Source organism: Enterococcus sp. DIV0755f (assembly GCF_051713725.1).
GTDB classification, from domain to species: Bacteria; Bacillota; Bacilli; order Lactobacillales; family Enterococcaceae; genus Enterococcus_D; species Enterococcus_D casseliflavus.
In genome coordinates, this window is sequence record NZ_JBIOQL010000001.1 from 3,330,763 (window position 1) to 3,357,505 (window position 26,743).

At 42.4% G+C, this 26,743-nt stretch carries 19 protein-coding genes and 1 pseudogene; 7 read left to right on the top strand and 13 right to left on the bottom strand.

The annotated features are described in order from the left end of the window. Positions 1-47: 47 nt before the first annotated feature. The 3 genes from IGI73_RS15490 to IGI73_RS15500 all read right to left on the bottom strand — a co-directional run bounded on the left by IGI73_RS15490 (position 48) and on the right by IGI73_RS15500 (position 3,987). Positions 48-932 (bottom strand): carbohydrate ABC transporter permease, encoded by an 885-nt coding sequence (locus IGI73_RS15490; protein WP_005230433.1) that lies wholly within the window; start codon positions 930-932, stop codon positions 48-50. 15 nt (positions 933-947) lie between these two features. Then, on the bottom strand, positions 948-1,940 hold the full coding sequence (locus IGI73_RS15495) for an ABC transporter permease (RefSeq protein ID WP_208769794.1): 993 nt from the start codon (positions 1,938-1,940) through the stop codon (positions 948-950). 859 nt (positions 1,941-2,799) lie between these two features. Continuing rightward, positions 2,800-3,987 (bottom strand): MFS transporter, encoded by a 1,188-nt coding sequence (locus IGI73_RS15500; RefSeq protein ID WP_208769793.1) that lies wholly within the window; start codon positions 3,985-3,987, stop codon positions 2,800-2,802. Positions 3,988-4,196: 209 nt separating this feature from the next. Between IGI73_RS15500 and IGI73_RS15505 the strand changes: the two genes are divergently transcribed. Next, positions 4,197-5,045 carry a helix-turn-helix transcriptional regulator gene (locus tag IGI73_RS15505; protein ID WP_208769792.1) on the top strand — a complete coding sequence of 283 codons (849 nt, stop codon included), beginning with the start codon at positions 4,197-4,199 and terminating at the stop codon, positions 5,043-5,045. A gap of 146 nt (positions 5,046-5,191) precedes the next feature. On the opposite strand, the gene IGI73_RS15510 is transcribed toward IGI73_RS15505, so the two are convergent. Genes IGI73_RS15510 through IGI73_RS15525 form a run of 4 tightly spaced genes read right to left on the bottom strand, consistent with a single transcriptional unit; the run spans position 5,192 to position 11,247 of the window. Continuing rightward, positions 5,192-6,007, bottom strand: a complete 816-nt coding sequence (locus IGI73_RS15510; protein ID WP_008381786.1) for a carbohydrate ABC transporter permease — start codon at positions 6,005-6,007, stop codon at positions 5,192-5,194. Continuing rightward, positions 6,004-6,885: a carbohydrate ABC transporter permease gene (locus tag IGI73_RS15515; protein WP_142973494.1), complete on the bottom strand. Its 882-nt coding sequence runs from the start codon at positions 6,883-6,885 to the stop codon at positions 6,004-6,006. The genes IGI73_RS15510 and IGI73_RS15515 overlap by 4 nt, the downstream gene beginning before the upstream one ends. Positions 6,886-6,907: 22 nt before the next feature. Beyond that, positions 6,908-8,203 (bottom strand): ABC transporter substrate-binding protein, encoded by a 1,296-nt coding sequence (locus IGI73_RS15520; RefSeq protein ID WP_142973493.1) that lies wholly within the window; start codon positions 8,201-8,203, stop codon positions 6,908-6,910. 2 nt (positions 8,204-8,205) lie between these two features. Next, the gene (locus tag IGI73_RS15525; protein WP_142973492.1) at positions 8,206-11,247 is read right to left on the bottom strand and encodes a glycoside hydrolase family 2 TIM barrel-domain containing protein; all 3,042 of its coding nucleotides are present in this window, start codon (positions 11,245-11,247) and stop codon (positions 8,206-8,208) included. 253 nt (positions 11,248-11,500) lie between these two features. On the opposite strand from IGI73_RS15525, the gene IGI73_RS15530 reads away from it, so the two are divergent. Beyond that, positions 11,501-11,719 (top strand): helix-turn-helix domain-containing protein, encoded by a 219-nt coding sequence (locus IGI73_RS15530; protein WP_015510596.1) that lies wholly within the window; start codon positions 11,501-11,503, stop codon positions 11,717-11,719. A gap of 77 nt (positions 11,720-11,796) precedes the next feature. Then, entirely contained in the window at positions 11,797-12,021 is a 225-nt protein-coding gene (locus tag IGI73_RS15535) for a helix-turn-helix domain-containing protein (RefSeq protein ID WP_142973491.1), read from the top strand. A 190-nt stretch (positions 12,022-12,211) separates the two neighbouring features. Here the strand turns inward: IGI73_RS15535 and IGI73_RS15540 are convergent. The 3 genes and pseudogenes from IGI73_RS15540 to rplM form a co-directional block, all read right to left on the bottom strand. Further along, positions 12,212-12,387, bottom strand: a pseudogene (locus tag IGI73_RS15540) (transposase); the annotation flags it as partial. Between the two features lie 178 nt (positions 12,388-12,565). Next, a complete protein-coding gene (gene rpsI, locus IGI73_RS15545) occupies positions 12,566-12,958 on the bottom strand; it encodes a 30S ribosomal protein S9 (protein WP_003128901.1) in 393 nt (130 codons plus the stop codon). Positions 12,959-12,973: 15 nt separating this feature from the next. Then, complete coding sequence (rplM, locus tag IGI73_RS15550) at positions 12,974-13,420, bottom strand: 50S ribosomal protein L13 (RefSeq protein ID WP_301280258.1); 447 nt, start codon at positions 13,418-13,420, stop codon at positions 12,974-12,976. 406 nt (positions 13,421-13,826) lie between these two features. Here rplM and IGI73_RS15555 point away from each other — a divergent pair, with 406 nt between their 5' ends. Together IGI73_RS15555 and argH are read left to right on the top strand one after the other, a co-directional pair. Beyond that, positions 13,827-15,041, top strand: coding sequence for an argininosuccinate synthase (locus IGI73_RS15555; protein WP_005233014.1), 1,215 nt, complete (start codon positions 13,827-13,829; stop codon positions 15,039-15,041). A 54-nt stretch (positions 15,042-15,095) separates the two neighbouring features. Further along, positions 15,096-16,475, top strand: coding sequence for an argininosuccinate lyase (gene argH, locus IGI73_RS15560; protein WP_142973490.1), 1,380 nt, complete (start codon positions 15,096-15,098; stop codon positions 16,473-16,475). 40 nt (positions 16,476-16,515) lie between these two features. Here argH and IGI73_RS15565 read toward each other — a convergent pair whose 3' ends face one another. Further along, the gene (locus IGI73_RS15565; protein WP_005230382.1) at positions 16,516-17,004 is read right to left on the bottom strand and encodes a Dps family protein; all 489 of its coding nucleotides are present in this window, start codon (positions 17,002-17,004) and stop codon (positions 16,516-16,518) included. A 125-nt stretch (positions 17,005-17,129) separates the two neighbouring features. On the opposite strand from IGI73_RS15565, the gene IGI73_RS15570 reads away from it, so the two are divergent. Then, on the top strand, positions 17,130-17,801 hold the full coding sequence (locus IGI73_RS15570; RefSeq protein ID WP_142973489.1) for a prepilin peptidase: 672 nt from the start codon (positions 17,130-17,132) through the stop codon (positions 17,799-17,801). Between the two features lie 81 nt (positions 17,802-17,882). On the opposite strand, the gene IGI73_RS15575 is transcribed toward IGI73_RS15570, so the two are convergent. Continuing rightward, entirely contained in the window at positions 17,883-24,065 is a 6,183-nt protein-coding gene (locus tag IGI73_RS15575; RefSeq protein ID WP_142973488.1) for a Spy0128 family protein, read from the bottom strand. 292 nt (positions 24,066-24,357) lie between these two features. On the opposite strand from IGI73_RS15575, the gene IGI73_RS15580 reads away from it, so the two are divergent. Then, complete coding sequence (locus IGI73_RS15580; RefSeq protein ID WP_142973487.1) at positions 24,358-25,773, top strand: helix-turn-helix domain-containing protein; 1,416 nt, start codon at positions 24,358-24,360, stop codon at positions 25,771-25,773. 64 nt (positions 25,774-25,837) lie between these two features. On the opposite strand, the gene IGI73_RS15585 is transcribed toward IGI73_RS15580, so the two are convergent. Next, complete coding sequence (locus IGI73_RS15585; protein ID WP_005230365.1) at positions 25,838-26,737, bottom strand: ketose-bisphosphate aldolase; 900 nt, start codon at positions 26,735-26,737, stop codon at positions 25,838-25,840. Between the last annotated feature and the right edge of the window lie 6 nt (positions 26,738-26,743).

Genomic DNA, 26,743 nt, shown 5'->3' on the forward strand with positions numbered 1-26,743 from the left:
TTAAAATCTCCTTTATAATTTTTATTCATACAAATAGTGAACAATACTTACCCTTTAACGGAACCAACTAAAACACCTTTATCAAAATATTTTTGGAAGAAAGGATACATTATGATTAATGGCAGACTAGAAATGACGATCGTTGCGTATTTAATCAACTCAGCAATTTGTTTCATTTCTGCCATGGCTGTATTGGCTCCCACCATGTCTTGTGAGGGCTGGTTTTGGATCAAAATATTTCTTAATACGAGTTGCAACGGCTGTAAGTCGGGATCTTTGATGTAAATCATGGCGTCAAAGTATGAATTCCATTGTCCAACAAAGGCATATAGAAACAACACGAACATAATTGGTTTAGCTAATGGAAGCATGACTTTGAACAGTATTTGCAAGTCATTGGCGCCATCGATAGTAGCAGCTTCAGAAAGTTCTTTTGGCAAAGCACTAAAATAGGTACGCGCTAAGATAATATTCCACACATTTATAGCACCTGGTACGATAATCGCCCATACACTATCTAACATGCCCAAGTTCTTTACCAATAAATAGGTAGGTATCAAGCCGCCACCCACGAACATTGTAATGACAAAAAAAGTCATAATAATCTTTTTCCCAGCCAAGTTAGGTCGAGACAAAGGATACGCAGTGATCATCGTAATAAATACAGTCAATAAGCTGAAGCTAAAAGAGTAAAACAACGAATTTACAAAACCGCGTAAAATGGAATCATCTGCAAATACCCGTTGATATCCTTGTATTGTCCAATCTTTCGGATTGAAGCTTATACCTTTATTGATCAAAGTAGCTGGGTCCATAAAAGAAGCTACCAGTACATAAATCAGCGGAACAATGGTAATGACGACCAAAAAAGTTACAATCACTCGATTCAGCCATAAGATTTGACGGTCGATTTTTGATAAAGCACTATTCATAATTTTCTCCTTTCATTACAAGCCTTGACCATCGTTTAGCCGCTTGGTTATATTGTTGACAATCAGTAATAAAACGACATTAATAATCATATTGAACAGACCAACAGCAGCAGAGTAGGCATAATCACCTGATTGCAAGCCGACTTTGTATACATAAGTGGAAATGATTTCTGAGGCAGGGATGTTCATTGAAGTTTGCATCAAGTAGGCTTTTTCATATCCTACATTCATAATACCGCCGGCGGCCAAGATGAAGCTGATCACCATCACAGGCCTCAATGCCGGCAAATCGATATGCCAAATCTTTTGTAAAATATTTGCCCCATCGATATTTGCTGCTTCATATAAGTCGGTACTGACTCCCGCCAGTGTTGCGGTGTAAAGAATGGATGACCAGCCGATTCCTTGCCAAATTCCCGATAAAATATAAATCGTTCTGAAATAAGCTGGATTAGACATGAACATAATTGGTTGCCCCGTAACCTTTTCTACTAACCCATTAATAGGTCCATTTGCGGATAGGAACAAAAACAGCATCCCCACGATAATAACTACTGAGATAAAATTCGGCGCATATAGAATCAACTGGATTTTCTGTTTTATTTTTTTATTGATAATTTGATTCAAGCTCAGTGCTAAAATAATTGGTGGAAAAAAACCTAACAATAAACCATAAATGCTAATTTTTAATGTGTTGATCAGCAAAAGCGTAAAATTTGGTGAACTGATAAATTCCCTAAAGTGATCTAGTCCTACCCAAGGACTTTCCAAAATTCCTAGCATAGGATTATAGTCTTTAAATGCAATCACAGCACCGTACATTGGCACATACTTAAAGATAAACGTCATGATGATACCTGGTAAGAGCAACAAGTACATCCACTTATCACGCCGCAACTGTTTCTTTAATTTTTCCCACTTCGAGATATTTTTTTTATCTCGTTGTACCGCCCTTATCTCACCACCTGGTCCCAATGTCTTTTCCAATTCAATCTCCTCCCAATACATTTTAGAAACGTTTCCATTTTCGTTTAAAAAAATAAAATTTAACGAAGACGCATTTTGGAAACGTTCCCACTATTTTCGTTTATAGATTACCATAGCCATTTTTTTAAGTCAATATTTTTTTGTAATTATTCTTTCACCCACACTAAGCTTCCTTCAATTCATTTATGGTTTACGAAAATTGTTAAAAAATAAGGATCTCGATTATTTCATTAATCCTATTTTTCTCTACTTTTCTAGCATTCTTCTTTTATGAGTTTACTTATCACAACTCGCATTCCCTAATCTCTTTTCTACCAATCATTCACTATTTAACCGTTCCAATCGGAAGATTATCTGGTTAATTATTTAAAAATAGCTCGGATTCACATTTATTGTTTGCTTTTTAACTAACTAAAAGCGAAAAGATAAGAGTTAGATATGTAAATGTATATAAGTTTAAGAGCTGTTAGATGAGCTTTATAGGGGAATCTTGGAAAACTAAAGATATTCAAAAAAATTGTGAATTTACTCCAAATCAATACAAAGCTTTTTTTTCAAGTAATCAAGTTTTATATAGAGATGCTTGCGCTTTCCTCCTATAGCAGCCCCATACTTAGTCAATCTCAACATTCAGCCACGAAATGCTTTTGCATATGAATGATCTGTGATTAGCTACCGATCAAATCTACAATAATCATTGTATTCTCGATGTAAGAGCGTTTAGATCACCACACAAAAAGCTAGTCAGGGACTGTTCCTAACTAGCTGTATCTGCTTTTTCATCTTCCTATGCCATTATCAAAGTAAACTATTAAAGCTAGTTTCATCTTATAAAATCCTCGTAAAAAAGATGTTCTCTTGACTACTATCTCTCTTACTTTTAACTAACTTTAAGCTTCCCTGCAATCAGCCCCACTAGAAGCAATAAACTGCCGGAAAGAAAAAACACCCACCGTACATCAAAAACATCTGCCACCTGTCCCATCAACAAGGTGAATAAAGCAAAAACACCGGAATTTAAGATGCCTGAGGCAGCGTAGATGGCAACCAATCGATCGGCTGCTACTTTTTGTTGGATTAATGAGGCTTGTGGGATATTTTTGATCTGGGAAAAGAGCCCGATTAAAACGGATAATCCTAGAATCAAAAAGCGATCGCCTGATAGGGCAACGGCAACAGTGATCAGTCCGCCTAAAATAGCGCCCATTACAATCGCTGTTCGTTTGTTTTTATCAAACCGCTCGGAAAATCGCATCACCAACGCACTTCCTAGCAACGCGCCAACAAAGTAAGTGGCGTTGATATAGCCCCACCAAGCATCAGGTGCCTGCATCACTTCTCGGACGAATACTAACACAATCGCGGAAACCCAGGCTGTATTGGCGATACTTTCCAGCATGTCCATGCCAACGATCACCCGAACCAGAGGATCTTTCATAATCCAGCGCCAACCAATAAACAACTGGTGCGCTAACGGCTGCTTTTTGTTTTTTTCTCGAGTCGTTCTAGGCAAAAACGCTAATACTATCGAGGCACTTAGAAACAAAAAGCTGTCTAATAAAACCAACTGATGAACAGAAAATACCAGCAGCAAGGAGGTTCCGATCGCCCAGCTGCCGATGTTGACTGTTTGAAGCATCGAATTGAATATTCCATTGGCTTTGACGAGGCGATGCTTTTCCACATATTTCGGGATCAAGGCACGGCTAATTGGTTCTGAACAGCCGTCCAAAAACGAAATCAATGCGACAAGGCAATATAAAACCAATAGATTCATCGTTTCAGCTTTCAGATAGAGATACGCGGTCATAAAAAAGAGTAAGGCTGTTTTGCACATCTGGCTGACCTTCAGCACTTGTTCTAAGCGAAAATAACTCGTGATGACAGGTGAGAGAAAGCCGGAAATGACACCGCCTCCTGTTACTAGCACTGGGACAAGCGCCGCTGCCAAAGCAGAGTCTGTCCAGCTAAAAATAGAACTGATAATTGCCACAATATAAATGGTATCCCCGACATTCGCCACTGTTTGGCCAATGATCAATTGGGTAAATCCCTGATTCTTCTTCATTTGTTTTCCACCTTTACTTAGAAATAACGATTGCTCGTTTTTCTAGTTATTGATCGCCATTTGCTAAGTAAAGGATTTTATTTTGTCTGATTCATTTGCGGGGCCTCCTCTATCTGGTGTTGCCTAGCTGTCTAATAGTTTTACTATACCAGATTGACGAGCAAAATTATCTTATGTACACTATAATCACATTGATCTAGGAGGCGCCTATGAATAAGTTAGGAACCACGTATCGTAAAATCAGAAAAAGCCGTGGCATCACGCAAGCGCAAGTTTGTAAAGACCTGCTTTCAAGAACCACCTTGTCTAAATTTGAAAATGAAAAATTAACGCCCTCCGTTACCCTTTTTATCGAACTTTTAGCGCGAATCGATTGCGGTTTTGATGAATTTTTTTACATCGCCCAAGGATACCGTTTAAATGAAAAACAACAAATCTTGCATCAATTTTTCTCTTTGTTTTCCAACCAGGATCTAAAAGCATTGCTTGCTTTGAAAGAGCAATGTTTACTTTTCCAAAAAACATCTGTCAGTAAAACCATTGACTTATTGGTGTATGTAATCGACTCTCTCTCAGCGCTCTCAACGAATGCAGAAAAAGAAATTCCTTGCCTGCCCAAAGTTCTTTTGACGGTTCCCTGGGATGCGCTTCAGGCTTATTCCGACTGGACCCTTGATGATATCAAGCTGATCAATTGCCTTTTATACCTCTTTCCAGTTGAAACCGCCCACGCCATTGCCCGCCAATTGATCCAACAGCTAAAAAAATACGAAGCACTAGAAAATACTGTGCCTTTACAGTGTGCGATTCATTTGAATGTCGCCTTACTTTATCTGCAAGAACAGCAACACCCAGAGGCGAAAGAAGCCGCGGATCAAGCCCTGCTATTGGCAAAAAAGAGCAAGCGCTATGATTACTATTCGTTAGCCACTGCTCGAAAAAGTTTTGCGATCGGAGATTCGGATTTATTTGCCCAAGCAAGACAGATGGCATCGTTATTTAAGGATAAATGGACTTGTGAGTTGATTGAGAAGGAAGGACGACAGTTTTTGGGTTGATGGCAGGTTGATTGGAGGATTACGATGCTTATAGCGAATATCGTTAGAAATAATCCGATATAAATCAGAATGACTCAATAACAAAAGACAGATGACTATATCAATTAGTCTTCTGTCTTTTATTCTTCCTATCTCTCTAAACGTCCCTACTTCACCGATCCCAACATCCCAGCCACAAAATACTTTTGCAGCGAGAAGAAGACCACCATTGTTGGCAGAGTTGCGATCACGATTGCTAACATCATTAAGCCATAATCTGGATTATTGGCGGCGCCGATGGCAGAAATCATCAGGGGAAAGGTTTGCTTTTCTGGTGATTGAAGGGTGATCAACGGCCACAGGTAGCTGTTCCAACTGTTGATGAAGGTAATGATGGCAGCTGCCGCATAAGTTGTTTTCATAGTTGGCATGTATATTCGGAAAAACAAGCCTAGCTCCGAAAGGCCATCCATTCGCCCTGCTTCAAGCAGTGACTTGGAAAACATTTTTGTGTTTTGTCTGAAAAAGAAGATCAGAAATGCGGTCGATAATGTTGGCAAAATGACTGAAGCTACTGTATCGAGTCCAATAAAAGGAATCGTCGTTGAAAAGCTGCCGAACATTCGAAACAGCGGAATCATGGTGGCGGCAAAAGGCAACATCATCGACAAGAGCAAAATATTAAAAAGCATATTTTTTAATCGGCTTTGATAGATCTCAAATCCGTAGCCGGCCAACGAAGCGATCGTCACGGATAAAATCGTCTGTAACAACGCAATTCTTGCACTATTAAAGAATACTTGTTTCAAATCATAGGTTGCGACTAGGTTACGCCAGTTTTCTAGCAAATGGGTACTTGGCAATAGTTTGCCTTGCATGATATTTACGGTAGGATTGGTGATACTCACTAACATGAAATAAAAGGGAAAGGCAAACAGAATGGTAAAAACACCCAAAAATACATATGTGCCTACTTTTTTCATTTATCCTCTCCTCCGATCTTAAATTGGATCATGGAAAAGAAGATGACCATGACGACAATGGCATAAGAAACTGCAGAGGCGTAGCCAAAATCTGGTGTATAGCGAAAGGAGAGATTATAAATATATTGGGAAATCGTCGATGTGGCGTTTCCTGGTCCACCTTGGGTCAAGTTCATCGGTTCATCAAATAACTGCAGTGTGCCAATCGTTGAGGTCACGGCTGAAAACAAAATGACTGGCTTTAGCATGGGAACGGTGATTTTAAAAAATTGTTTCGTTGGAGAAGCCCCATCGATCCTAGCAGCTTCATAAATTGCTGGGTCGATATTTTGCAAAGCCGATAAAAAGAAAATCATATTGTAGCCGGTCCAGCGCCAAGTGATGGCTAAAATGATAATAACTTTTGCCCAAAAGGGACTGGAGAAAAAGGCGATTGGCTCAGAGACAATCGACAGTCTCACTAAAAGGGCGTTCACCACGCCATTTGTTGCAAACAGTGATTTAAAGACCATGGAGTATGCGACTAATGAAGTCACTGCTGGCAAAAAAATGATCGTCCGAAACAAGCCTTTCAGCTTTAGGTTTTTCTGATTGAGCTGGACGGAAAAGAACATGGCCAACAAGACCATGACAGGCACTTGAAAGCCCAAAAAGATCAAGGTATTTTTCGTGGCTGTCAAAAAGGTTTGATCCGAAAACAGCCGCCGATAATTTGCGAGTCCGCTAAAGGTCAGCCCGGTGCCGCTTCCTGATTGCAAGGATAATAGAAACGCTTGGATCATTGGATAAAAAGAGAAAAAGAAGATTAAGAGTGTTGGGATAGCAATAAATAGCCACCCCGTGATCACTCCTTTTTTATAAAATAATTTATTTTTCATCGTACATGCCCCTCAGTCCGTGTTAATTCAATTGATTGTCAGCAATCATTTGCGTATTTTTTAAGACTTCATCCAAATCTGCTCCATTGACATAGTCCAAAAAGCCTTGATTCATGATGTCTTCCAACGCATATGTGTTTTTCCCAAAGTTTACCGAAGGAATTTCATTTGCCCAGTTCATGAAATCTTGATAGATAGCCTGATCGTCGAAGAAAGGATCTGGTGCATGATACGCATCTCCTTGTGAAGCGGGAACGTAAGAACCGATTGCTCCAACGGTTTGAATCAGCTCTTCGTAAAAGGCAATATTTTTGCCGAATACGTCAGCAATATAGCTCAGGGCTTCTTCTTTCCCATCGATATCTAACACATAAATTGACGAACCTCCGAGATTGGTCGCATTGACAGAACCTTCGATCGATTCTTGCTTCGGTACGGGAACGACTGCCCAATCGCCACTTTGGCTTTCTTCTGCTTTCACCGATGGCGTGATCCAGTTGCCTTGTAAAACGCCCGCTACTTCGCCGCTGTTAAAACCTGCTAGCATTTGGTCCCAGCCATTGTGCGTTGTCATTACTCCTGAATCAAGCAGCATTTTCAAATCCTCAAGCCCTTGTTTCAAAGAAGGATTGCCGTCAATAAACGGCGTTTCACCATCCTCTGCGGTATACCAATAACCACTGGAATGCATCATCATCCGCAAGTGTCCTAGATCATTCATATCGATGGACAGCAATGGTTTGCCAGTTGCTTCTTTCACACGGATCCCCAATTCATTAAAGGTTTGCCAAGTGATATTGGTGAAATCTGACAGTTCCAAGCCCGCTTCTTCAATGATCGATTTCCGCAAGTAAACGCCTGCTACCCCTGAATCAAACGGCATCCCATACTGCTGGCCATCGATCGAAGACACCTCGATTTTGTAATCCATAAAGTCGTCAACATTTATATACTCAGTCAATGGAACGAAATACTCTGGAAACACTTCTAAAAAATTACGGGCGCGAAAGTCTTCAATCAAGACGATATTGGGCAATCCTTGGGTACTGCCTGAACTAAAGATGGTATTCATTTTTTGTACGCTGTCTTGTTGGGAAATCTCGGTGACATTGATTTTGAAATCAGGGTTTTCTTCTTGATGGTATGATTCCGCCAACTCAAAGGCTGCGATATTGAATTTTGGGTCCCACGCCCAAATGGTGATTTCCTCTGCGCCGTTTTGTTCGCCCCCCTCACGCTCTGACGTATCACTGCCATTCCCACAAGCAGCTAAGCCTCCTAGTCCTATCACTGCCATACATAAAGCTATTTTTTTCATTGTCATGCTCCTTCCACTTCTTTTTGATAGTTCATCTGAAAATCAAAAGCAAATGCCTGATTTTTTAATAAATACTTCGGTAAAATACCGGGACCGCAACTGGCACTTCCTAGTCCTTGCACCCCATAGTCAATGTTGACGGCAACGGCGTCGCTGGTTTCTAATTGATTGGTATGGGTCGCTTGTTCCAAATTGTTCTGGGTGTAGTGATGCACACTAAAATTCAGCGATTTTCCGGAAATAGTCAGTCCCGCTCCAGAAGGCTTAGACAAACGGAAGAATTTGGTCTTCATGCGGTTGCCATTTTCTTGCGGCCGTACATACGGTGTGTGCATCTCTAGAACGGTTCTTTCCCACCAATCGAAAAACCCGCTTTGGCAACTATCAGGATAGGTTTCATGCGGCCCAAGTCCCAGCCACTGAACATTCTGATGTTGTTTATCCATCATCAGCTGCACACCGATTCGCGGCAGGGTTTTCGGCCCGTTGCCAAACGGGGTTCCTTGGACTGCTACACGAATATCGCCTGCCAATGAAAGCAGATACGTAAAGGACAATTCAATTCCCCAGTCGAGAGAAATAGGCATGCTGTTGCGGCGAATCTCGACTTTTATTTCATCAGGGCGCTGTTCATAGGTAAAGGCGAGCACACGCTCCTTTAAGTGGCGAATACGAAACGCTTCCCATTCCTTGGCGATGCTTGCCGAACCAAACTCTTCACTACCTAACAAGTCGTTGTCAGTCGGTGCCCGCCAAAAGTTCATTTCAAGGGGTTCAGTAAGCAAGGCTTGCCCTTCGATGAGCCACTGGCTCAAGGTACCTGTTTTCTTATGAAAAATATAGGTCTGCTCAGCCAAAGTAATCCTCAGTTCATCGGCCGTTTCTGAACAGTGAAAGGCATCCGCTTTAGGTATTTGTACGCTTTTTACTGGTTGATCAATGATGGCTTGTTCCCAAGCAACTGCGTGTTCTAGAGAAAAATCTGGTGCACTTTCTTCAAAGAAAAACAGCGTGACCACTACCTGTGCTCTTCCTGCTAAGCTCAGCGTAGCTTCTTCTGGCAGGGAAATGGTCGTTTCTTCCTGAGGCAGGAGATCGATTCTTGGCAACTCTTGTAAGAAAATCACCTGATCGTCTTCTTTGATTTGCAAGACAGGCTGTAAAGACGCTAAATTTCGAAAGTCGAAACGGTTAGTGATGTGACAGGCCTGTTCTGAAAGCTGGAAGGTGATTTTGACAGGCTGAATCACTTTCTTATACTCGAACAATGCTGGCGATGGCGTACGATCTGGAAATAGCAATCCATCAATCACAAAGTTGCCATCATGGATTTCCTCTGCGAAATCACCACCATACTTGTAGTACGTCTCACCAGAAACGTTGTCAATGCTCTTGATACCATGATCGATCCACTCCCAAATAAAGCCGCCTTGTAACCGGGGATAGCGATAAAACAATTCCAGATATTCGCTCAATCCACCAGGGCCATTGCCCATCGCATGACCATATTCACATAAAATATGCGGTTGTGTTAGTGAACGTTCCCCTTGTTCTGCCATTTCGCCAACAGAAGTATACATAGTCGAAATGACATCAGACGCTTGGCACGCTTGCCATTCTCCCAAGGCTTTCAAGTGCCGTGCTTCTCCTTCATAATGAACCAGACGACTGGGATCTAATTTCTTGATCAGCTGCGCCATCTTCAAATGGTTTTCCCCATAGCCAGACTCATTTCCTAACGACCAGAAAATGATCGAAGGATGGTTTCTATTTTTTTCGACCATTCTTTTTGCTCGGTCTAAATACGCCGGCAACCATTCCTCACTACTACTTAGTTCATTGATCCTTTGGGTGATATCCATCCCATGGGTTTCAATGTCTGCTTCGTCAATGACGTACAGCCCATAACGATCACACAAGTGATAAAACTTTGTGTCTGCTGGGTAATGAGAACACCGAACGGCATTGATATTAAATGCTTTCATCATCTGCACATCTTGTTCCATCGTCTCAACTGTCAGACTTCTGCCAGACTCACAATGCCATTCATGACGGTTGACGCCCTTCAGCACCACCCGCTTTCCATTGATTTGGAAAATACCGTCGGTTATGGAGATCTGTCTAAAGCCGACTTGGAACGGAATGACCTCCAACAGTTCCTCGCCTTGATACTGTCTCACCAAAAGATGGTATAGATATGGTTCTTCTGCGTTCCAAGGAATTATCTCTTCAATGGTTGCGGAGATTGTCCAATCCGCTTTTGCTCCTCGGTGGCATCTCTCAGCTTTCTTTAAAACGGTTACATTTTCTTGATCTAGCAATTCGATTTCTATCGTACGTTCTAACTGCTCTGGTATTGTAGGGTTAAAGAAAAGCGAAACTTCCAAGATGCCATCTTTGTATTGATTGCATAAATCTGCTTGGATCGTTACATTTTGGATCGACTGCGGCTTACGGGAAAACAAGTAGACTTCTCTAAAAATTCCGCCAAGCCACCACATATCTTGATCCTCGACATAGCTCATCGCGCTCCATTGCTTCACCTTTACACTAAGCACATTTTTGCCCTTTTGAAGATAGGGTGTGATATCAAACTCAGAGACCAAGCGACTGCCGGTGCTGTAGCCGACATACTGATCATTGATATGCACTTCAAACACCGATTCCACACCTTCAAAGTGAAGCACATGCTCAAGATCAATGTCCTCCACAATAAATGCTTTTCGATAAAAGGCGGTTGGGTTCTCCATCGCAACAAATGGCGGATCAATTGGAAAAGGATACTGGACATTCGTATAGATTGGTTTTCCATGCCCTTGAAACTGCCAATGAGCAGGTACCTCGATTTTTTGTTCATACACAATTTGATTTTCTGCCTCACCCAAATAAAAATCCCACAGACCATTTAATGACTGATACCCAAAAGATGCCTGTGGATCTCCTTGCATAGCTGCTACGATCGTTTCATAACTAAAAAAACTGGTTCGAGGCGACAAGCGGTTTTCATGTAGTATTGCTGGATTGAATATTTTTTCTTGAAACATAGCTTCCTCCTGATGTGTTTCGTCCTGTCTGTAACAACCAAGTAACTTTTCCTCTATATGGTCCCCTCTTTAAAGATGGCAATTACATAGAGATAAATTTGTTTCTGCTTTTCAAGTACTCCCTCCTTTCATTTCCTATGTAAGTTACTAAATATATTGATGTTTAACAGAAAATCCAAAATAATTATGCGTTAAACGCATAATATGCCGTAGCACAAAATTACTCACCTAAAATAAGGTTGAGGTGATTTTTATGTATCATAGAATTCGTGACTTACGCGAAGATAAAGACTTGAATCAAGAACAACTTGCTAAACTACTGAATATCAGCCAAACAACTTACTCCCGCTATGAGTCAGGAAAATTAGACATTCCTACCCAATCTCTGATCAAACTTGCAGATTTTTATTCTACTAGCGTCGATTACTTGCTTAATTTAACAGACCATCAAAAGCCTTATCCTCGTAACTAACAACATAATATGCGTAAAACGCATAAAAGTCAATATGCGATAAGAGCATAATTTAGAATAGTATCGAGGTGACGTGAATGTTTCAGCGAATCCGCGATCTACGGGAAGACAACGATTTAACCCAACACCAGATTGCTACTCTTTTAAATATTTCACAGTCAACGTATTCTCGGTATGAGAACGGTGAGTTAGAGATTCCTATTCAAACGTTGATAAAGTTAGCAAATTATTATAATACTAGTATTGATTATTTGGTAAATTTGACTGATATCAGAACTTCTTATAAAGCCAGTGAGCACTGATACCGAAATTTCATTGTAATAAAAACTTTTAAATCATTATAAGAGATGAGTAGACACTCATTAAGGCAGTTTTCTCTCTCCGATTTTCCGTTTATATAAATGAAGGGGCTTTTTAATGATAAATAACCGCTCTCAGCCCAAACTTTCTTTAATTACTTAAATGGATCTACGTACTCTTTTGTTTATTTATACTGAAAATACTTTTTTTTAGTGGTATTCTTACTATCATATGAATGTGTCAGACATTGCATGAGCTTCAATGATTTTAACATCTTTCATCTCACACAATTTTCTTAATATCTGACCAATACTTACTCTTAACTTTCCATAAATCACTTTTCGTCGATACTTCGGGGTGAAGACTATGTGATACTTACAATTCCATCTGGTATGTGCTAAACTTTTATCGCTAAAGCTATTTCGTCCACGCGTAGAAACGCGCGGTTTTTTTGTTTCGTACGCTACGCGAACGAAACTGACTAAAGTCAATAACAAAAAAAACACCCTCCAAAAGGAGAGTGTTTTGAAATCTTCGATAAAAAGATTAACGTTTAGAAAACTGTGAAGCTTTACGAGCTTTCTTAAGACCTGGTTTTTTACGTTCAACCATACGTGCGTCACGAGTAAGTAAGCCAGCACGTTTAAGAGCTAAACGGAAATCAGGATCAACTTGTAACAATGCGCGTGCGATACCGTGACGGATTGCACCTGATTGTCCAGCGTATCCACCACCATTTACGTTTACAAAAACATCGTATGAACCTTTAGTTTCTGTAACGCCGAATGGTTGGTTGATTACTTCACGCAAGTCTGCGTGTGGGATGTATTCTTCAACATCTTTTTTGTTAACAGTAATTTTACCAGTACCTGGTACTAAACGTACGCGGGCTACTGCATTTTTACGACGGCCAGTGCCGATATATTGAGCTTGTGCCAATGAAATTCCCTCCTATTAGATTAAGTTTGTGATGTCCAATACTTCTGGTTGTTGTGCAGCATGTGGGTGTTCAGCGCCAGCATAAACATGAAGTTTCATTCCTTGTTTACGGCCTAAAGTGTTTTTAGGAAGCATGCCTTTTACAGAAGTTTCGATCAAACGACGAGAATTTTTAGCACGTAATTCTCCAGCAGAGACTGATTTCAATCCTCCTGGGAAGTTTGAGTGACGGTAATAAATTTTATCGCTTGCTTTGTTACCTGTTAATTTGATTTTTTCTGCATTAATGACGATTACGAAATCGCCTGTATCCACATGAGGTGTGAATGTTGGTTTATTTTTACCACGTAAGACAGATGCTACTACTGCTGAAAGACGACCCATAGGAACATCTGTTGCATCTACTACGTACCATTTACGTTCTACTTCGCCTGGTTTGGCCATATATGTTGTACGCACAATTTTTTCCTCCAATTCAATTTCACGAATGTTTGACATACACTTGAGTTTCCGGGGCTCTTGTGGGGCAAACAATACCATATAACATAATACCTTCTATAAAGCCTAATGTCAACGTAATTCCGCCTCTTTTTGAAAATTTTCTCCATTCATTTTCTGCCATTTTCTCTGAAAAACGAAACTTGTTGTTGCAGACTTCTAAAACTGAATACCAAAATGAATATTATGTATAAACTTTCATTAACAAAGTGAGCATCTACTTCTTTTCCTCAACCACCGAAAATAGTATAAAAACCTGATAATCACCACTTTTGTGCATAAATATTTAATTTTACCCTTGATTTATTATTTTTATTCTGATAAGATAGCTTCAATCACTTGAAAACACGCGGAAAAGGAGTTAATAAGTATGAAAGAAAAAGTAATATTGGCCTATTCTGGAGGATTAGATACCTCCGTTTCAATTAAATGGTTAACGGACCAAGGATATGATGTGGTGGCTTGCTGCCTAGACATCGGTGAAGGTCGCGACACCCAATCCATTAAAGACAAAGCATTGGCAGTTGGCGCGATTGAATCTTATGCCATCGATGCCCGCGAAGAATTCGCCCAAGATTTTGCTTTGATCGCTTTACAAGGCAATACTTTTTATGAAAATTCTTATCCTCTTGTTTCCGCTTTGTCTCGTCCATTGATTGCCAAGAAATTGGTGGAATTGGCATTAGCGACTGGCGCAACGACCGTCGCCCACGGCTGTACTGGTAAAGGCAACGACCAAGTTCGGTTTGAAGTAGCGATCGCTGCTTTAGCGCCTCACTTGAAAGTCATCGCACCGGTTCGGGAATGGAAATGGTCCCGGGAAGAAGAGATTGCCTATGCAGCTGAAAAAGGAGTACCGATTCCCGCTGATTTGGACAATCCGTATTCCATCGACCAAAACTTGTGGGGACGTGCCTGTGAGTGCGGCGTCTTAGAAGATCCTTGGGCAACACCGCCAAAAGGAGCCTACGCCATCACGCAAGAATTAGAAGATACTCCTGACGTACCAACGATCGTTGAGATCACTTTTGATCAAGGGGTACCGACCGCCATTGATGGCGAAACGATGAATCTAGCAGAATTGATCATGAAACTGAACCGGATGGCTGGCGAGCATGGCGTTGGTCGGATCGACCATATCGAAAATCGTCTGGTGGGGATCAAATCACGGGAAGTTTATGAATGTCCAGGAGCGATCGCTTTGATGACGGCTCATAAAGAATTGGAAGATTTGGTCTTTGTACGGGAATTGGCACATTTCAAACCAATCATTGAGCAGCAATTAGCGCAAGTCATCTATGACGGCCTATGGTTCAATCCATTGACGGAAGCCTTGATTACCTTCCTGAAAAGCACGCAAGTCTACGTCAACGGAATCGTGCGTTTGAAATTGTTCAAAGGCAACGTCATTTGTGAAGGACGTAAATCTGAAAACAGCTTGTACGATGAAAACTTAGCAACGTATACTTCTGCAGATACCTTTGATCAGCATGCGGCCATCGGCTTCATCAAATTATGGGGACTGCCAAGCAAAGTGCACGCTGAGATCCAAGCACAACAGCAACTAACAGAAACATTGATTTAAGTATGCACGGCTGAAGCTGCCGCTTCAGCCGTAATCTTTTTTTGAGGTGAGAATATGGCAAAATTATGGGGCGGACGTTTCGATGGAAAAAATGAAGCATGGATCGATGCTTTTGGGGCTTCCATCACGTTTGATCAAAAGTTAGCAAAGCAAGACATTCTTGGCAGTTTGGCACATGTCAAAATGCTGGTCCATACGGGCATCATCAGTCAACCCGATGGCGAAGCGATCATTGACGGCTTGACCACGATTCAGCAGCAATTAGCCGCTGGCGAATTGTCCTTCACGATTGAAAATGAGGACATCCATTTAAACATCGAGACATTCTTGCATGAATTGATTGGACCAGTGGCAGGCAAACTGCATACTGCCCGTAGTCGTAATGACCAAGTGGCGACCGATATGCATTTGTATTTGAAAGAAGTCGTGCAAGACGTGATCACTTTGATCGCTGATTTGCGAGAAGCGCTGGTTTTACAAGCCGAAGCCAACATCTATACCATCATGCCCGGTTATACCCATCTGCAGCATGCTCAGCCGATTTCATTTGCCCATCACCTCTTAGCCTATTACAGCATGCTGACGCGTGACCAAGAGCGTTTCAGTGAGAGTTTGAGCCGCATCGATGTGATGCCTTTAGGCAGTGCCGCTTTGGCAGGGACCACCTTCCCTATCGATCGCGCCTTCACCGCTCAAGAGTTAGGGTTCAGCAATATTTACAGCAACAGCCTAGATGCGGTCAGCGATCGTGATTTTATCTTGGAATTTTTAAGCAACTCCTCTTTATTGATGATGCATCTGTCTCGTTTTTGTGAAGAGCTGATTCTTTGGTGCAGCCACGAGTACCAATTTGTGGAGCTGACCGATACCTTCTCCACCGGCAGTTCCATCATGCCTCAAAAGAAAAACCCTGACATGGCGGAGCTGATCCGTGGAAAAACAGGACGTGTCTATGGGAACCTCTTTGGTCTTTTGACGGTCATGAAGGGCTTGCCGCTGGCGTACAACAAAGATTTCCAAGAAGACAAAGAAGGCATGTTTGACAGTGCCGAGACCATCACGAAAAGCTTGCAGATCATGACAGGCATGATCGCAACGATGAAGGTCAATCAAGCACGGATGCAAGAATCCACTGAAAAGGATTTTTCCAACGCAACAGAATTAGCGGATTACTTAGCCGGCAAAGGTGTGCCTTTCAGACAAGCCCATGAGATCGTCGGCAAGCTCGTCAGTGAGTGCTTGAGCAAAGGCATCTATTTGCAAGATGTTTCCTTGGAAGACTACCAAGCGATCCATCCTGCCATCGACAGCGATATTTTTGAAAAACTTGACTCCTATACCGCCGTCAAAAATCGTCATTCTTATGGCGGCACCGGTTTTGATCAAGTGGCACAGCAAATTGAAGCAGCCAAAGCATTATTGGCGGGCAAGTAAAAAAACCAGCGAAGAAAATTCTTCGCTGGTTTTTTGTGGATTAATGACGTACGCGAGATTTCGCTGGATCGATCAATGGCGCTTCGCCTAAGTGCGCTTGGATCATCCAAATACGTTTTTCGATGGCTGTTTTGAAGCCGATGAAGATATCTTGGGTTGGATCGTCGCCTTCTTCACCAGATACTTCGATCCCTTTTTGGTATAAGTCCGCTAAATAACGGTAGCCTTCCACCAATGTAGCTAAGCGTTCTGGAATCGTGCGGTCCCAGTTGCCGACTTCATCAGGGATTTGAGTGTGTTCTGCCATTTCACGCAAAGTTGAATATGGTGAACCGTCTAATGTAATCAAGCGTTCAGAAACTTCATCCAATTGCTCATTTAGATCATCCATGAATTCGTCCATCATTGGATGCAATGTCAAAAAGCCAGGTCCACGCATGTACCAGTGTGTTTGGTGAACGACCATAGCCATTTGGCTTAAATCCGCAACAAGTTGGTTTAATACTTCTTTTGTTTGTTCAAATTTCATAACGATTCCTCCTCTAAATTATCTATTTTAAGGATAATACGAAACAAATAAAAAGTACAACAAAATCATCTATTTGAGAAAATTTCTCACTCTCTTACGTATTTCTTTATAAGGAGGATCGAAAAATGACGATTTTCGTGTTTTTTTTAGGCGCTTTACTCGGCTTCTTTTGGCTTTTGCTCTTACAAACCCTGTTTTGGAATCTACCAAAAAGTGATTCTCGTTCTCACTACCAGAAAGTGAACAAAGTTTCGGATAACCATTGGTTTCTTCTCCTTCCTACAAGATGGCTTTCATCCCCGCTTTATTGGGTCTTCGCTTGCATATGCTATGGCGGACTTTGCGGGGTTGCCTTTCATGCTTCAGAAAGCTTCCTGGCTTTTGTCTGGCTGACCAGTGCCTTTTTACTCAGCTTGACCGACTTGATAGACTATAGCGTCTACCCGCAACTGCTGTACCCCGCCCACCTGCTTCTCGCGCTGGCACAGCTTAGAAGCGGCGCTTCTTTTCAATGGCTGTCTTTAGGCTTGCTGGTTCCACTGGTCTTTTTTGTCTGGCAGGAAAAAATGGGCGGCGGCGATCTCTTAGTGCTGACAGGTTGGAGCATTTGGCTAGCGCCAACGACCCTTTTGGCTCTCTTACTAGTAGCCAGCAGTCTTGGACTCCTCGCTTTTTTTAGCTATCAAGGCATCTGGAAGAAACGATTGGCGCAGTTGCCCTTCGTCCCCTTCTTGAGTCTGGGTTTGCTGATTGTTCGCTTTCTAGCGTTTCATACTTTTGACGCTTTTTTTCTTTGAAGTGAAGAAAAATAGGGCAGGAAAAAGCGGGACAAGTTGGCCTCATCCCGCTTTCTCTTTCTGCACTGTTGCTTCCCCTGCCTATGATAACGGCGTCCGTTTTTTGCGATCAAGGTAGATGCCTACCGCGATCACTACTAACAACAGTCCCAAGACGACCCAACCAACGGCCGTGGTGTCATTGGTTTTCGGTAAGTTGTCAGTTCCCGGCTTCGTTGTTTTGCCTTCTTTGACACGGTTGTTGAATACCATGTCTGCCGTTTGTTCCGCTTCAGCCACTAATTTTCCTGCTTGCTCTTTGACGGTGACCGTTACTTGATAGGTGGTTTCATCATAGATGATCGTTGCATCGTTGCCAGCTTTTTCACGAATCGTGTAACGATGTTCCCCAGCACCGTCATACGTCAATGCATCAAAAATAATCGTTCCGTTTGCGTCATTGTGTTGGGTTTGCAGAACCTTTCCAGCTTCATCCACTAATTCAAATGCGAATTCGTTGGCTTGCAAGTCTCTACCCGTCAAGACTTTCTTCGCACTTAGTACGACACTGCCTGCTTGTGGTTGGTAGCTGTTTTCGAAGACTTGATCGCCTTCGTATTCCGCCACTGCAGTCAACTGTCCGTCTTCATCCGTCACGGTCACAACTACTGCAAGTTCTTTTGTATCGTAGGTGATGGTACCGTCAGTTCCTGTTTTCTCACGAATGGTGTAGTGATACTCACCTGCTTCTTCGTAAGGGAGCGCGTCAAAGTAGATCTTGCCAGTGGCGTCATTGGTTTTTGTTTGAAGAACAGTTCCGTCTTCATCGACTAGTTCAAAGTCGAATTCATTTGCTTGTAATGTGCGGCCGGTCAAGACTTTCTCGGCACTTAGTACGACACTGCCAGCCTGTGGTTGATAGCTGTTTTCAAAGACTTGGTTGCCTTCGTATTCGACAACTGCCGCGAGCTGTCCGGCTTCATCGGTGACGGTTACAACTACCGCTAGTTCTTTTGCATCGTAAGTGATAGTGTCATCAGTTCCTGTTTTCTCACGAATGGTGTAGTGGTATTCGCCTGCCTTGTCATATGCAAGAGCATCAAAGTAGATCTTGCCAGTGGCATCATTGGCTTTTGTTTGAAGTACAGTCCCGTCTTCATCGACTAGTTCAAAATCGAATTCATTTGCTTGTAAGGTACGGCCGGTTAAGACTTTCTCGGCACTTAGTACGATACTACCAGCCTTTGGTTGATAGCTGTTTTCAAAGACTTGATTGCCTTCGTATTCCGCCACTGCGGTCAACTGTCCGGCTTCATCCGTCACAGTAACGACTACCGCTAGTTCTTTCACATCGTAAGTGATGGTGCCATCGTTTCCTGCTTGCTCACGGATGGTATAGCGGTATTCGCCAGCTTCCTCATAGGCGAGAGCGTCAAAGTAGATTTGTCCGGTTGCATCATTGGCTTTTGTTTGAAGTACAGTTCCGTCTTCATCTACTAGTTCAAATATAAATTCGTCAGCTTGTAACGTGCGGCCTGTCAAGACTTTCTCGGCACTTAGTATGACACTACCTGCTTGTGGCGTATAGTCGTTTTCAAAGACTTGATTGCCTTCGTATTCGGCCACTGCGGTCAACTGTCCGTCTTCATCAGTGACGGTCACAACTACCGCTAGTTCTTTTGCATCGTAAGTGATGGTACCGTCAGTTCCTGCTTTCTCACGAATGGTGTAGTGATACTCACCGGCTTCCTCGTAAGGGAGCGCGTCAAAGTAGATCTTGCCAGTTGCGTCGTTGGCTTTTGTTTGAAGAACAGTTCCTTCTTCATCTACCAGTTCAAAGGCAAATTCGTTGGCTTCCAGCGTGCGGCCGGTCAATACTTTCTCAGCATTCAGCACCACTCCGCCAGCTTTTGGCGTATAGTCATTTTCAAAGACTTGGTTGCCTTCATATTCCGCCACTGCGGTCAATTGTCCGTCTTCATCGGTGACGGTCACGACTACCGCTAGTTCTTTTGCATCGTAAGTGATGGTACCGTCAGTTCCTGCTTTCTCACGGATGGTGTAGTGGTACTCACCTGCTTCCTCGTAAGGGAGCGCGTCAAAGTAGATCTTGCCAGTGGCATCATTGGCTTTTGTTTGAAGAACAGTTCCTTCTTCATCTACCAGTTCAAAGGCAAACTCGTTGGCTTCCAACGTGCGGCCGGTCAATACTTTCTCAGCATTCAGCACCACTTCGCCAGCTTTTGGCGTATAGTCATTTTCAAAGACTTGATTGCCTTCGTATTCCGCAACTGCGGTCAACTGTCCATCTTCATCCGTCACGGTCACAACTACCGCAAGTTCTTTTGCATCGTAGGTGATGGTATCATCAGTTCCTGCTTTCTCACGGATGGTGTAGCGGTATTCGCCTGCTTCATCATATGCGAGAGCGTCAAAGTAAATCTTGCCAGTGGCATCATTGGCTTTTGTCTGAAGTACAGTTCCTGCTTCATTGACTAATTCGAAGTCAAATTCTTCTGCTTTCAAATCACGACCAATCAGCACTTTCTCAGCGCTTAAAACGACACTGCCGGCTTTTGGTGTATAGTCATTTTCAAAGACTTGATTGCCTTCATAGACTGCTTTCGCAATCAACTGGTTGTCTTCTTCAGTGACGATCACGGTTACCTTTAGTTCTTTGTCGCTATAGGTGATGGTTGGATCATCGCCGGCTTTTTCCCGAATCGTGTAATGATATTCGCCAGGCTCGTTGTAAGTGATGGCGTCAAAGGCAACTTGACCGTTGCCGTCATTGGTTTGGGTTAGAATCACAGAGCCAGCTTCATCCACTAGTTGGAACGTAAATTCGCCGTCTTTTAGCTCGCGCCCATCAAGCAGCTTCTGAACATTCAAGGCGTGGGTCGTTTCTTTGATTTCCCGCTTGTTGGCTAGTTCAAAGACATAATTGACTTGCTTATCAGAAATAGTGAAGGTGTACTGAGTCGCATCTCGTTCGTATCCTTCCGGTGCGGTGATTTCTTGGATCATATAATCGCCGTAACGCAGATTGTCGATCCGATCAATGGCGTTGCCGTTTTCCATGATCTGATTGTTTTTGACCACCAGATTCGACAAGATGACTTCATAGGTATTTTGCGCATTTTTGCGGCTTAATTGGAAAACCGCTTCTTTATCGATCCCTCGTTCTTTGGTGCCGTCTGCATCGTATTTCATGATCGTCAAAGAGCCGTTCGTCCCAGAAGACGTTCCGCTGCCATCTGTCGATTTGATAGTGATTTCTTTGGTCACTGTGTGAATCTCGATCTCACTACCCGTCAAATTGACACTGTTGGCCACCCGTTCATTGTTCAAAATCCCAGGATCAAGCTGTGTTTGATAAACGATAAAGTATGGGTTATCAATCATTTCTTCAAAAGCGATCACTAACGATTGCGTCCCTGCTGCCACATCCGAGGTGATTTTCGGATTGTCCTCGTTGGTGAAGGTGACTTTTTCTCCTTTTTCCCACGTGCCATTGTTTAAGACCGCTTCATACACATCTACGATCACGTTATCGTCGGCATCGCGTAAAAAGGTGTGCTGATTGTAGTTGATGGTATCGGTCACTACCGCATTGTGGATTTTGCGACTGTCAGCGTTGATCATGATTTCCCAATCGAGCAACCGATTGTTCTCGGCATTCTGGCTGCCGTTTTTCATCAACCAGTCCGTTTTCGCGGACTTGTCGACTTGGCCATCGGCAGTCAAGGTTGTGTCATTGTCCGTCAATGTGATGGTATTTTTGTAGGTAAATACCTCTTCAGCTGCTTCGGTTGCCAAGAAGACCGCCAGTGTTTCAGACGTTTCTTTCAGCAAGGTGATCGTAACTTTCTTCGTGTCAGGGTCATAAGTGTAACTGTAATCCTCGTTTAGCACCAATTGCTCTTTCAGTGCTCTGACTTGTGTCGTATATCCAGTTACCGTGACCGTGTAAAGCGCCAAGTCTTTCAAGGTTTGGCCTTCTTGCAGCTGGTCCGTGATGATTGCATCTTTGTTGATTTTTTCTTTGTACGTATTGAATAGCCCCATCCAATAGACTTGATCGCTTGAAGCAGTCTGCTCATCAAAAATAGTTCCTAGATTCCGACCAAATACAGCGGTAATCGCTTTGGCGACATCTTCTCCTTCACCAATGAATAGGCCATATTTCAAGGAATTTTTTAACCAGTTGGTATCCATCCAAGTATTGGATTCAGAAGCTTCCGTGAACGTATTGCCGGCTTCATCTTTATAATGGACAAACGCTGCATTACTAAACCGGCTGCTAGAACTTCCTAATGCGATCTGCTGTGAAACATCGAAGCTGGTTTTGAAATTAGCAGTGATCGTTGCCGAGGTCGTTTGGTACGCTCCTTGCAACTTGATGCGAAAACCAGTCTCAAGTTCCTTCGTTGAGCCATCGGCTAGCGTTTTCGTTTCTGTGATCAGCTCTAGCGTATAGTCGGTATTGAGCTCTAAAGGCTCGGTCCCCCCGCTGGCTGTCACTACTAGCGTATCCGCCAATAAAGCTAAAGCACTGCTGTTTGAGCCAGAGATCAATTGATAGCGGTCTTCTATAATCAGGTCGCTAACTTTTTGCTGATTGGTATTGGCTTCAATTTTCCATGCGACAGTCTTCGTTTCATAGTCTTTGGTGCCAGCGGTTTTCACGACACCGATCGTTTTGGTTGGTGTCACTGTCCCGCTGCCCGTCAACGAGGTATTTTGATTGTCGCGGATCGAAGCGTAATTGTATATACGGGTATCGGCTAAAACCGATTCATACAACTGGGTGTCGTATTGGATCTTGTAGTAGCCAGCTTTGGCAAACGTGATGCCAAAGCGTACGATTTCCCCCTCTTTGTCCAGCTGGTATGACCCATCAAAGGACCAGTCTCCTGAAGGGACTTGGTTGCCATCTTTGTCTGTGATCACCAAAGTCTCTGGAACAAAAAAGTGCAGCGCGTTTTCATAAGCCGTTCCTGCATAGGTCTGATCAAAAAATTGAGCTTGGTCTTTGTCCAATGTAACGGAAATTTCCCAAGATGCTCGTTTCGTTTCTGGATCGTAGCCTTTAAATCGTTTGTATTCTGATTGTTCATCGTAGGTAACCGTTGCTTCTGCGGTTTTTTCTGTAAAATCGCTACCGTTGATTGTTGCCGTGTTTTTGAAAGAAGAAGCCGTTGGATCGGTGACTGCACTATTGATCACGATGCGGACCGGTTGATTAACTGTTTGATTGAAGGTAAACGTGTTGTTAACACTGTTAAACGTATATAAGCCATCGGTACGAATCCATTCATCGGTGGATTCATCGTACAAGTAGCCTGTCGAGGTACTATAAGCTAATCCTTGTGGCATCTTATCGGTGATCACAACATCATGCAATTCACGACTGGCTTGGTTAAAAATAATTTCCCAAACCACTGAACCGCTGGAAGTCACGTTACCCGTCTTAATGATATCGACCTCATAAATAGGCAATGTAATGATGATCTCATGGCCATCTTCATCGTAAATCCCGGTAGGAATGGTCACTTCCTCAGTAACGGTGCTTACACTTAATTCAGTGATCAGATCAATAGTCCCTGAGCGGTTGGAAAGTGTTTGTGCTGCCTCATTAAAAGTAACGGTCAATGTACCATCGAGTGCTAAGGTAAATCTTCCGATCGATTGTCCGCCGGAACGGGTCAATTCACCACTGACGGTGTTATGAATGGCAAAATAATTCGGCAATTGATACGTATAATAATCACCAGCACGAATTTCTTCCGTATCTGCTAACGACCAGTCAAAATGAATTTTGATATTGTCATTATACATCGGTGGATTTTCGGCAGTGAAAGGCTGATCGTTTAAGTCAGTGATTCGGACATTGTCAAAAAGCTGCACGCCCCGTTCATTCAGGTTGGCACTAAGATTTTCAGCGGTAGCAGAAGCTTCCGTTTCCGTCTCAGCATCTGGTGCTCGGGGTTGAATGCTGTTTTGATTCAGTGTCGAAGATGCTTGGGTTGCTTGACTTTCACTAGGGACGGTTGCTTGTTCTTCTTCTGCTTGACTCGTTGCTGACTGAACTGCTCCCGCTGTCGATGAATCCGTAGGTGCTTTTTCCGCATCGATCGTTCCGGTCACAGGTTCGGTACTTTCTAACGTTTCGGTTGTGCTTTCGGTTGCGTTGATTGCTTCTGCCAGTATGATCGTTGGTTCACAAAGGATAGAACCAAGCAAGACTAGCAAACATATATAGATAGAAAATTGTTTTTTCATAATTGTTCATTCCTTTTTATAAATTTTTTCAATTGATCTCGGAAGCGCTCGACGAATAATATTGTTCAACAGTGAGCAAGATATCCCAACAAACAACTGCTTTTTGCCTCCTCCCCATGATTCAAAAATTTTGGTCTTTGCTACTTGTATCAAACGTATTACTACTATTCCACACTTCTATTTTCCCAAAATTTTGGGGTGGGATGTATTCAAAAAAAATACAACACGCAATTTTTTTGAATACATGTAAAAACGTGATACTATTTACTTAAAAGGGGGCTCAGGGGCAATCATGTTACGGAAATTGTTATCATCTACAACACAAAAGAAACTACAGCTGATTGAGTATTTATTAGACGATCAGGGGACGAGTCTTCACGATTTGGCAGTGAAATTTTCCATTTCAATGTCTGCAGCGAAAACCTATATCGCGGAAATCGACAATGAATTTTCGTTTCTGGACTTACAATTTGACGATTATTCAGCTGTTCGCCTACACTTGCAGCCTTTCGCTACTCGACTAGACGTATACAGCCAGTTTTTAAATCGCTCGTCTGCGTTTCAATTGTTAGAACTACTCTTCTCATCAAGTTTCACTAGTTATGACATGCTGGCACTAGAATTAAATTTAAGCAAGTCATCGATCATTCGTTTGATCAAGAGGATCAATTTGGTTCTGGCACCGTATGATTTCTTCATCGCAACCAAACCCATCCAGTTAAAAGGAAATGAAAACAATATTCGCCAATTTTTTCTGATTTTCTTCTTAGAGAAGTACCAGTATGAATTTGTGGATGCCAACATTAACCAAGAGCAGGATTTCTTGAAGATCGCCCGTATCATGGCTGCTGCGACACCCTTAAAACTTTATTTTTCCGACATCAAAAAAATTGCCTTTGTAATCTATATCAACACGAAGCGCGATCGCTTATACGCTTCCAATCTCAATGGGAACCACATCGAATATTTCTTAGAAAAAATCGATTTAAGCGAATTTACTGGCTACAGTCGTGCTTACGTCGAGAAAATGGTCGGCTATATCACAACCCATATCGGTCAAGACCCCGCTGTATTTCGCGAGACCAAACAAGAGTTTTATCAAATGACCAAGCGTATATTTAAAAAATACAACTATCATGAAGCCAATTTTGAAGAGAAGTTGGATGCCGTCGTCTTTTCCTATTTTCTTGGAATCAACTTGCAGGTTCCTTACTGCATCTTGGATGATCGCTTTGCTCGTTTTGTCAATAACTGTGATTTGGTCCAACAGACAGTCAATCAAGACATCGTTCAGGTTTTGACCCATTCAAATTTGCCAATCATTCGACCAAGTACAATCAATTACCTAATTTATATTTTCCATACCTCTTTTCCAAATTTCGCCAAAGAAATCATCGATGCCCACGCTGACTTTCGCTTAGCTTTGTTTTATGATACAAATAGTTACCATACGGAATTTATCCAGACGAAAATCCAACAGTTTATTCCTTATCAGCTAACAATCACGATTTTAAATCCTCTGGACTCGTTTTCTCTGACCAAACTGGACGAGACTTATGATCTGATCATCGGCAATTTGACCCCCTCCTGCAGAAAAAATGTGTTTCATTATGCAGACATCAACCTGACTTCGAATGATTTGGCGTTTATCGCTCAGCAGATTCAGGAAAAGGGGATTCGGATGCTGCAAGAAAAGAATGCGCAATAAAAAAAAACCTCGAAAAGCCGCAATTTAGCGATTTTTGAGGGTTTTTTTGTTATTTATTTACTGTTTAATTTTGTTCACTACGCCATGGCTGGACGTTTTGCTGGCGATACAGAGCTGCTTTCCCAATTGCATTGAAGAGGGTCATTTTTTGCGTAACCACTGCTTTGGCTGCCTCAATGCATTCTGGGTAAATAGCATTTGGATCCCATAATTCTGTTTCAGCTAAAATTTGACGGCATTTTTTGTAAAAGGCGTATTTATAGTCAGAGGAGATATTTACTTTTTGGATACCGATTGCCACAGCCTGAGCGATTTCTTCATCGGGATTGGCCGATCCACCATGCAACACCAATGGGATATCGACACGATCTTTGATTTCTTGCAAGACATCCATTTTTAATTCCGGTTTGATATCTTTCGGATAAATACCATGGGCAGTTCCAATCGCAACTGCTAGTGTATCAATGCCTGTCTTCTCAATGAATTCTTGTGCATCTTCTGGACGAGTATAAATCACTTCGGAGACGCCCCCTTCCACGGAGGTTCCCGTATTGCCGATCGTCCCCAGCTCGCCTTCGACAGATACCCCAATCGGATGGCAAATCTCGGTAATCTGTTTTGTCAGAGCAATATTTTCTTCAAAAGGCAGCAACGACCCATCGATCATCACTGAGCTGAACCCGCAATGGATCGCCCGCATAATACTCGCTAGACTGTCGCCATGATCCATATGGATCACGATCGGCACAGAACTGTTTTTCGCTCTGGAAACTGCATAGTGGAAAAATTCATCCTTTGTAAAGGCCAATTCTGTTGGGTGGACCGCAATGATGGCTGGTGCATCGTTTTCTTCCGCTGCTTCGATAACGACGCGTAAGAAGTTACTGTCTGCGACATTAAAGGCACCAACAGCAAATTGATTTTCTTTGGCAACGGTCAGTAATTGTTTCATATTGATCAACATATAAGT

Excerpts from the sequence above, each read along its gene's own strand:
- IGI73_RS15490 (WP_005230433.1), bottom strand. The coding sequence starts at position 932 with ATGAATAGTGCTTTATCAAAAATCGACCGTCAAATCTTATGGCTGAAT.
- IGI73_RS15495 (WP_208769794.1), bottom strand. The coding sequence starts at position 1,940 with ATGTATTGGGAGGAGATTGAATTGGAAAAGACATTGGGACCAGGTGGT.
- IGI73_RS15500 (WP_208769793.1), bottom strand. The coding sequence starts at position 3,987 with ATGAAGAAGAATCAGGGATTTACCCAATTGATCATTGGCCAAACAGTG.
- IGI73_RS15505 (WP_208769792.1), top strand. The coding sequence starts at position 4,197 with ATGAATAAGTTAGGAACCACGTATCGTAAAATCAGAAAAAGCCGTGGC.
- IGI73_RS15510 (WP_008381786.1), bottom strand. The coding sequence starts at position 6,007 with ATGAAAAAAGTAGGCACATATGTATTTTTGGGTGTTTTTACCATTCTG.
- IGI73_RS15515 (WP_142973494.1), bottom strand. The coding sequence starts at position 6,885 with ATGAAAAATAAATTATTTTATAAAAAAGGAGTGATCACGGGGTGGCTA.
- IGI73_RS15520 (WP_142973493.1), bottom strand. The coding sequence starts at position 8,203 with ATGAAAAAAATAGCTTTATGTATGGCAGTGATAGGACTAGGAGGCTTA.
- IGI73_RS15525 (WP_142973492.1), bottom strand. The coding sequence starts at position 11,247 with ATGTTTCAAGAAAAAATATTCAATCCAGCAATACTACATGAAAACCGC.
- IGI73_RS15530 (WP_015510596.1), top strand. The coding sequence starts at position 11,501 with ATGTATCATAGAATTCGTGACTTACGCGAAGATAAAGACTTGAATCAA.
- IGI73_RS15535 (WP_142973491.1), top strand. The coding sequence starts at position 11,797 with ATGTTTCAGCGAATCCGCGATCTACGGGAAGACAACGATTTAACCCAA.
- IGI73_RS15555 (WP_005233014.1), top strand. The coding sequence starts at position 13,827 with ATGAAAGAAAAAGTAATATTGGCCTATTCTGGAGGATTAGATACCTCC.
- argH (WP_142973490.1), top strand. The coding sequence starts at position 15,096 with ATGGCAAAATTATGGGGCGGACGTTTCGATGGAAAAAATGAAGCATGG.
- IGI73_RS15565 (WP_005230382.1), bottom strand. The coding sequence starts at position 17,004 with ATGAAATTTGAACAAACAAAAGAAGTATTAAACCAACTTGTTGCGGAT.
- IGI73_RS15570 (WP_142973489.1), top strand. The coding sequence starts at position 17,130 with ATGACGATTTTCGTGTTTTTTTTAGGCGCTTTACTCGGCTTCTTTTGG.
- IGI73_RS15575 (WP_142973488.1), bottom strand. The coding sequence starts at position 24,065 with ATGAAAAAACAATTTTCTATCTATATATGTTTGCTAGTCTTGCTTGGT.
- IGI73_RS15580 (WP_142973487.1), top strand. The coding sequence starts at position 24,358 with ATGTTACGGAAATTGTTATCATCTACAACACAAAAGAAACTACAGCTG.
- IGI73_RS15585 (WP_005230365.1), bottom strand. The coding sequence starts at position 26,737 with ATGTTGATCAATATGAAACAATTACTGACCGTTGCCAAAGAAAATCAA.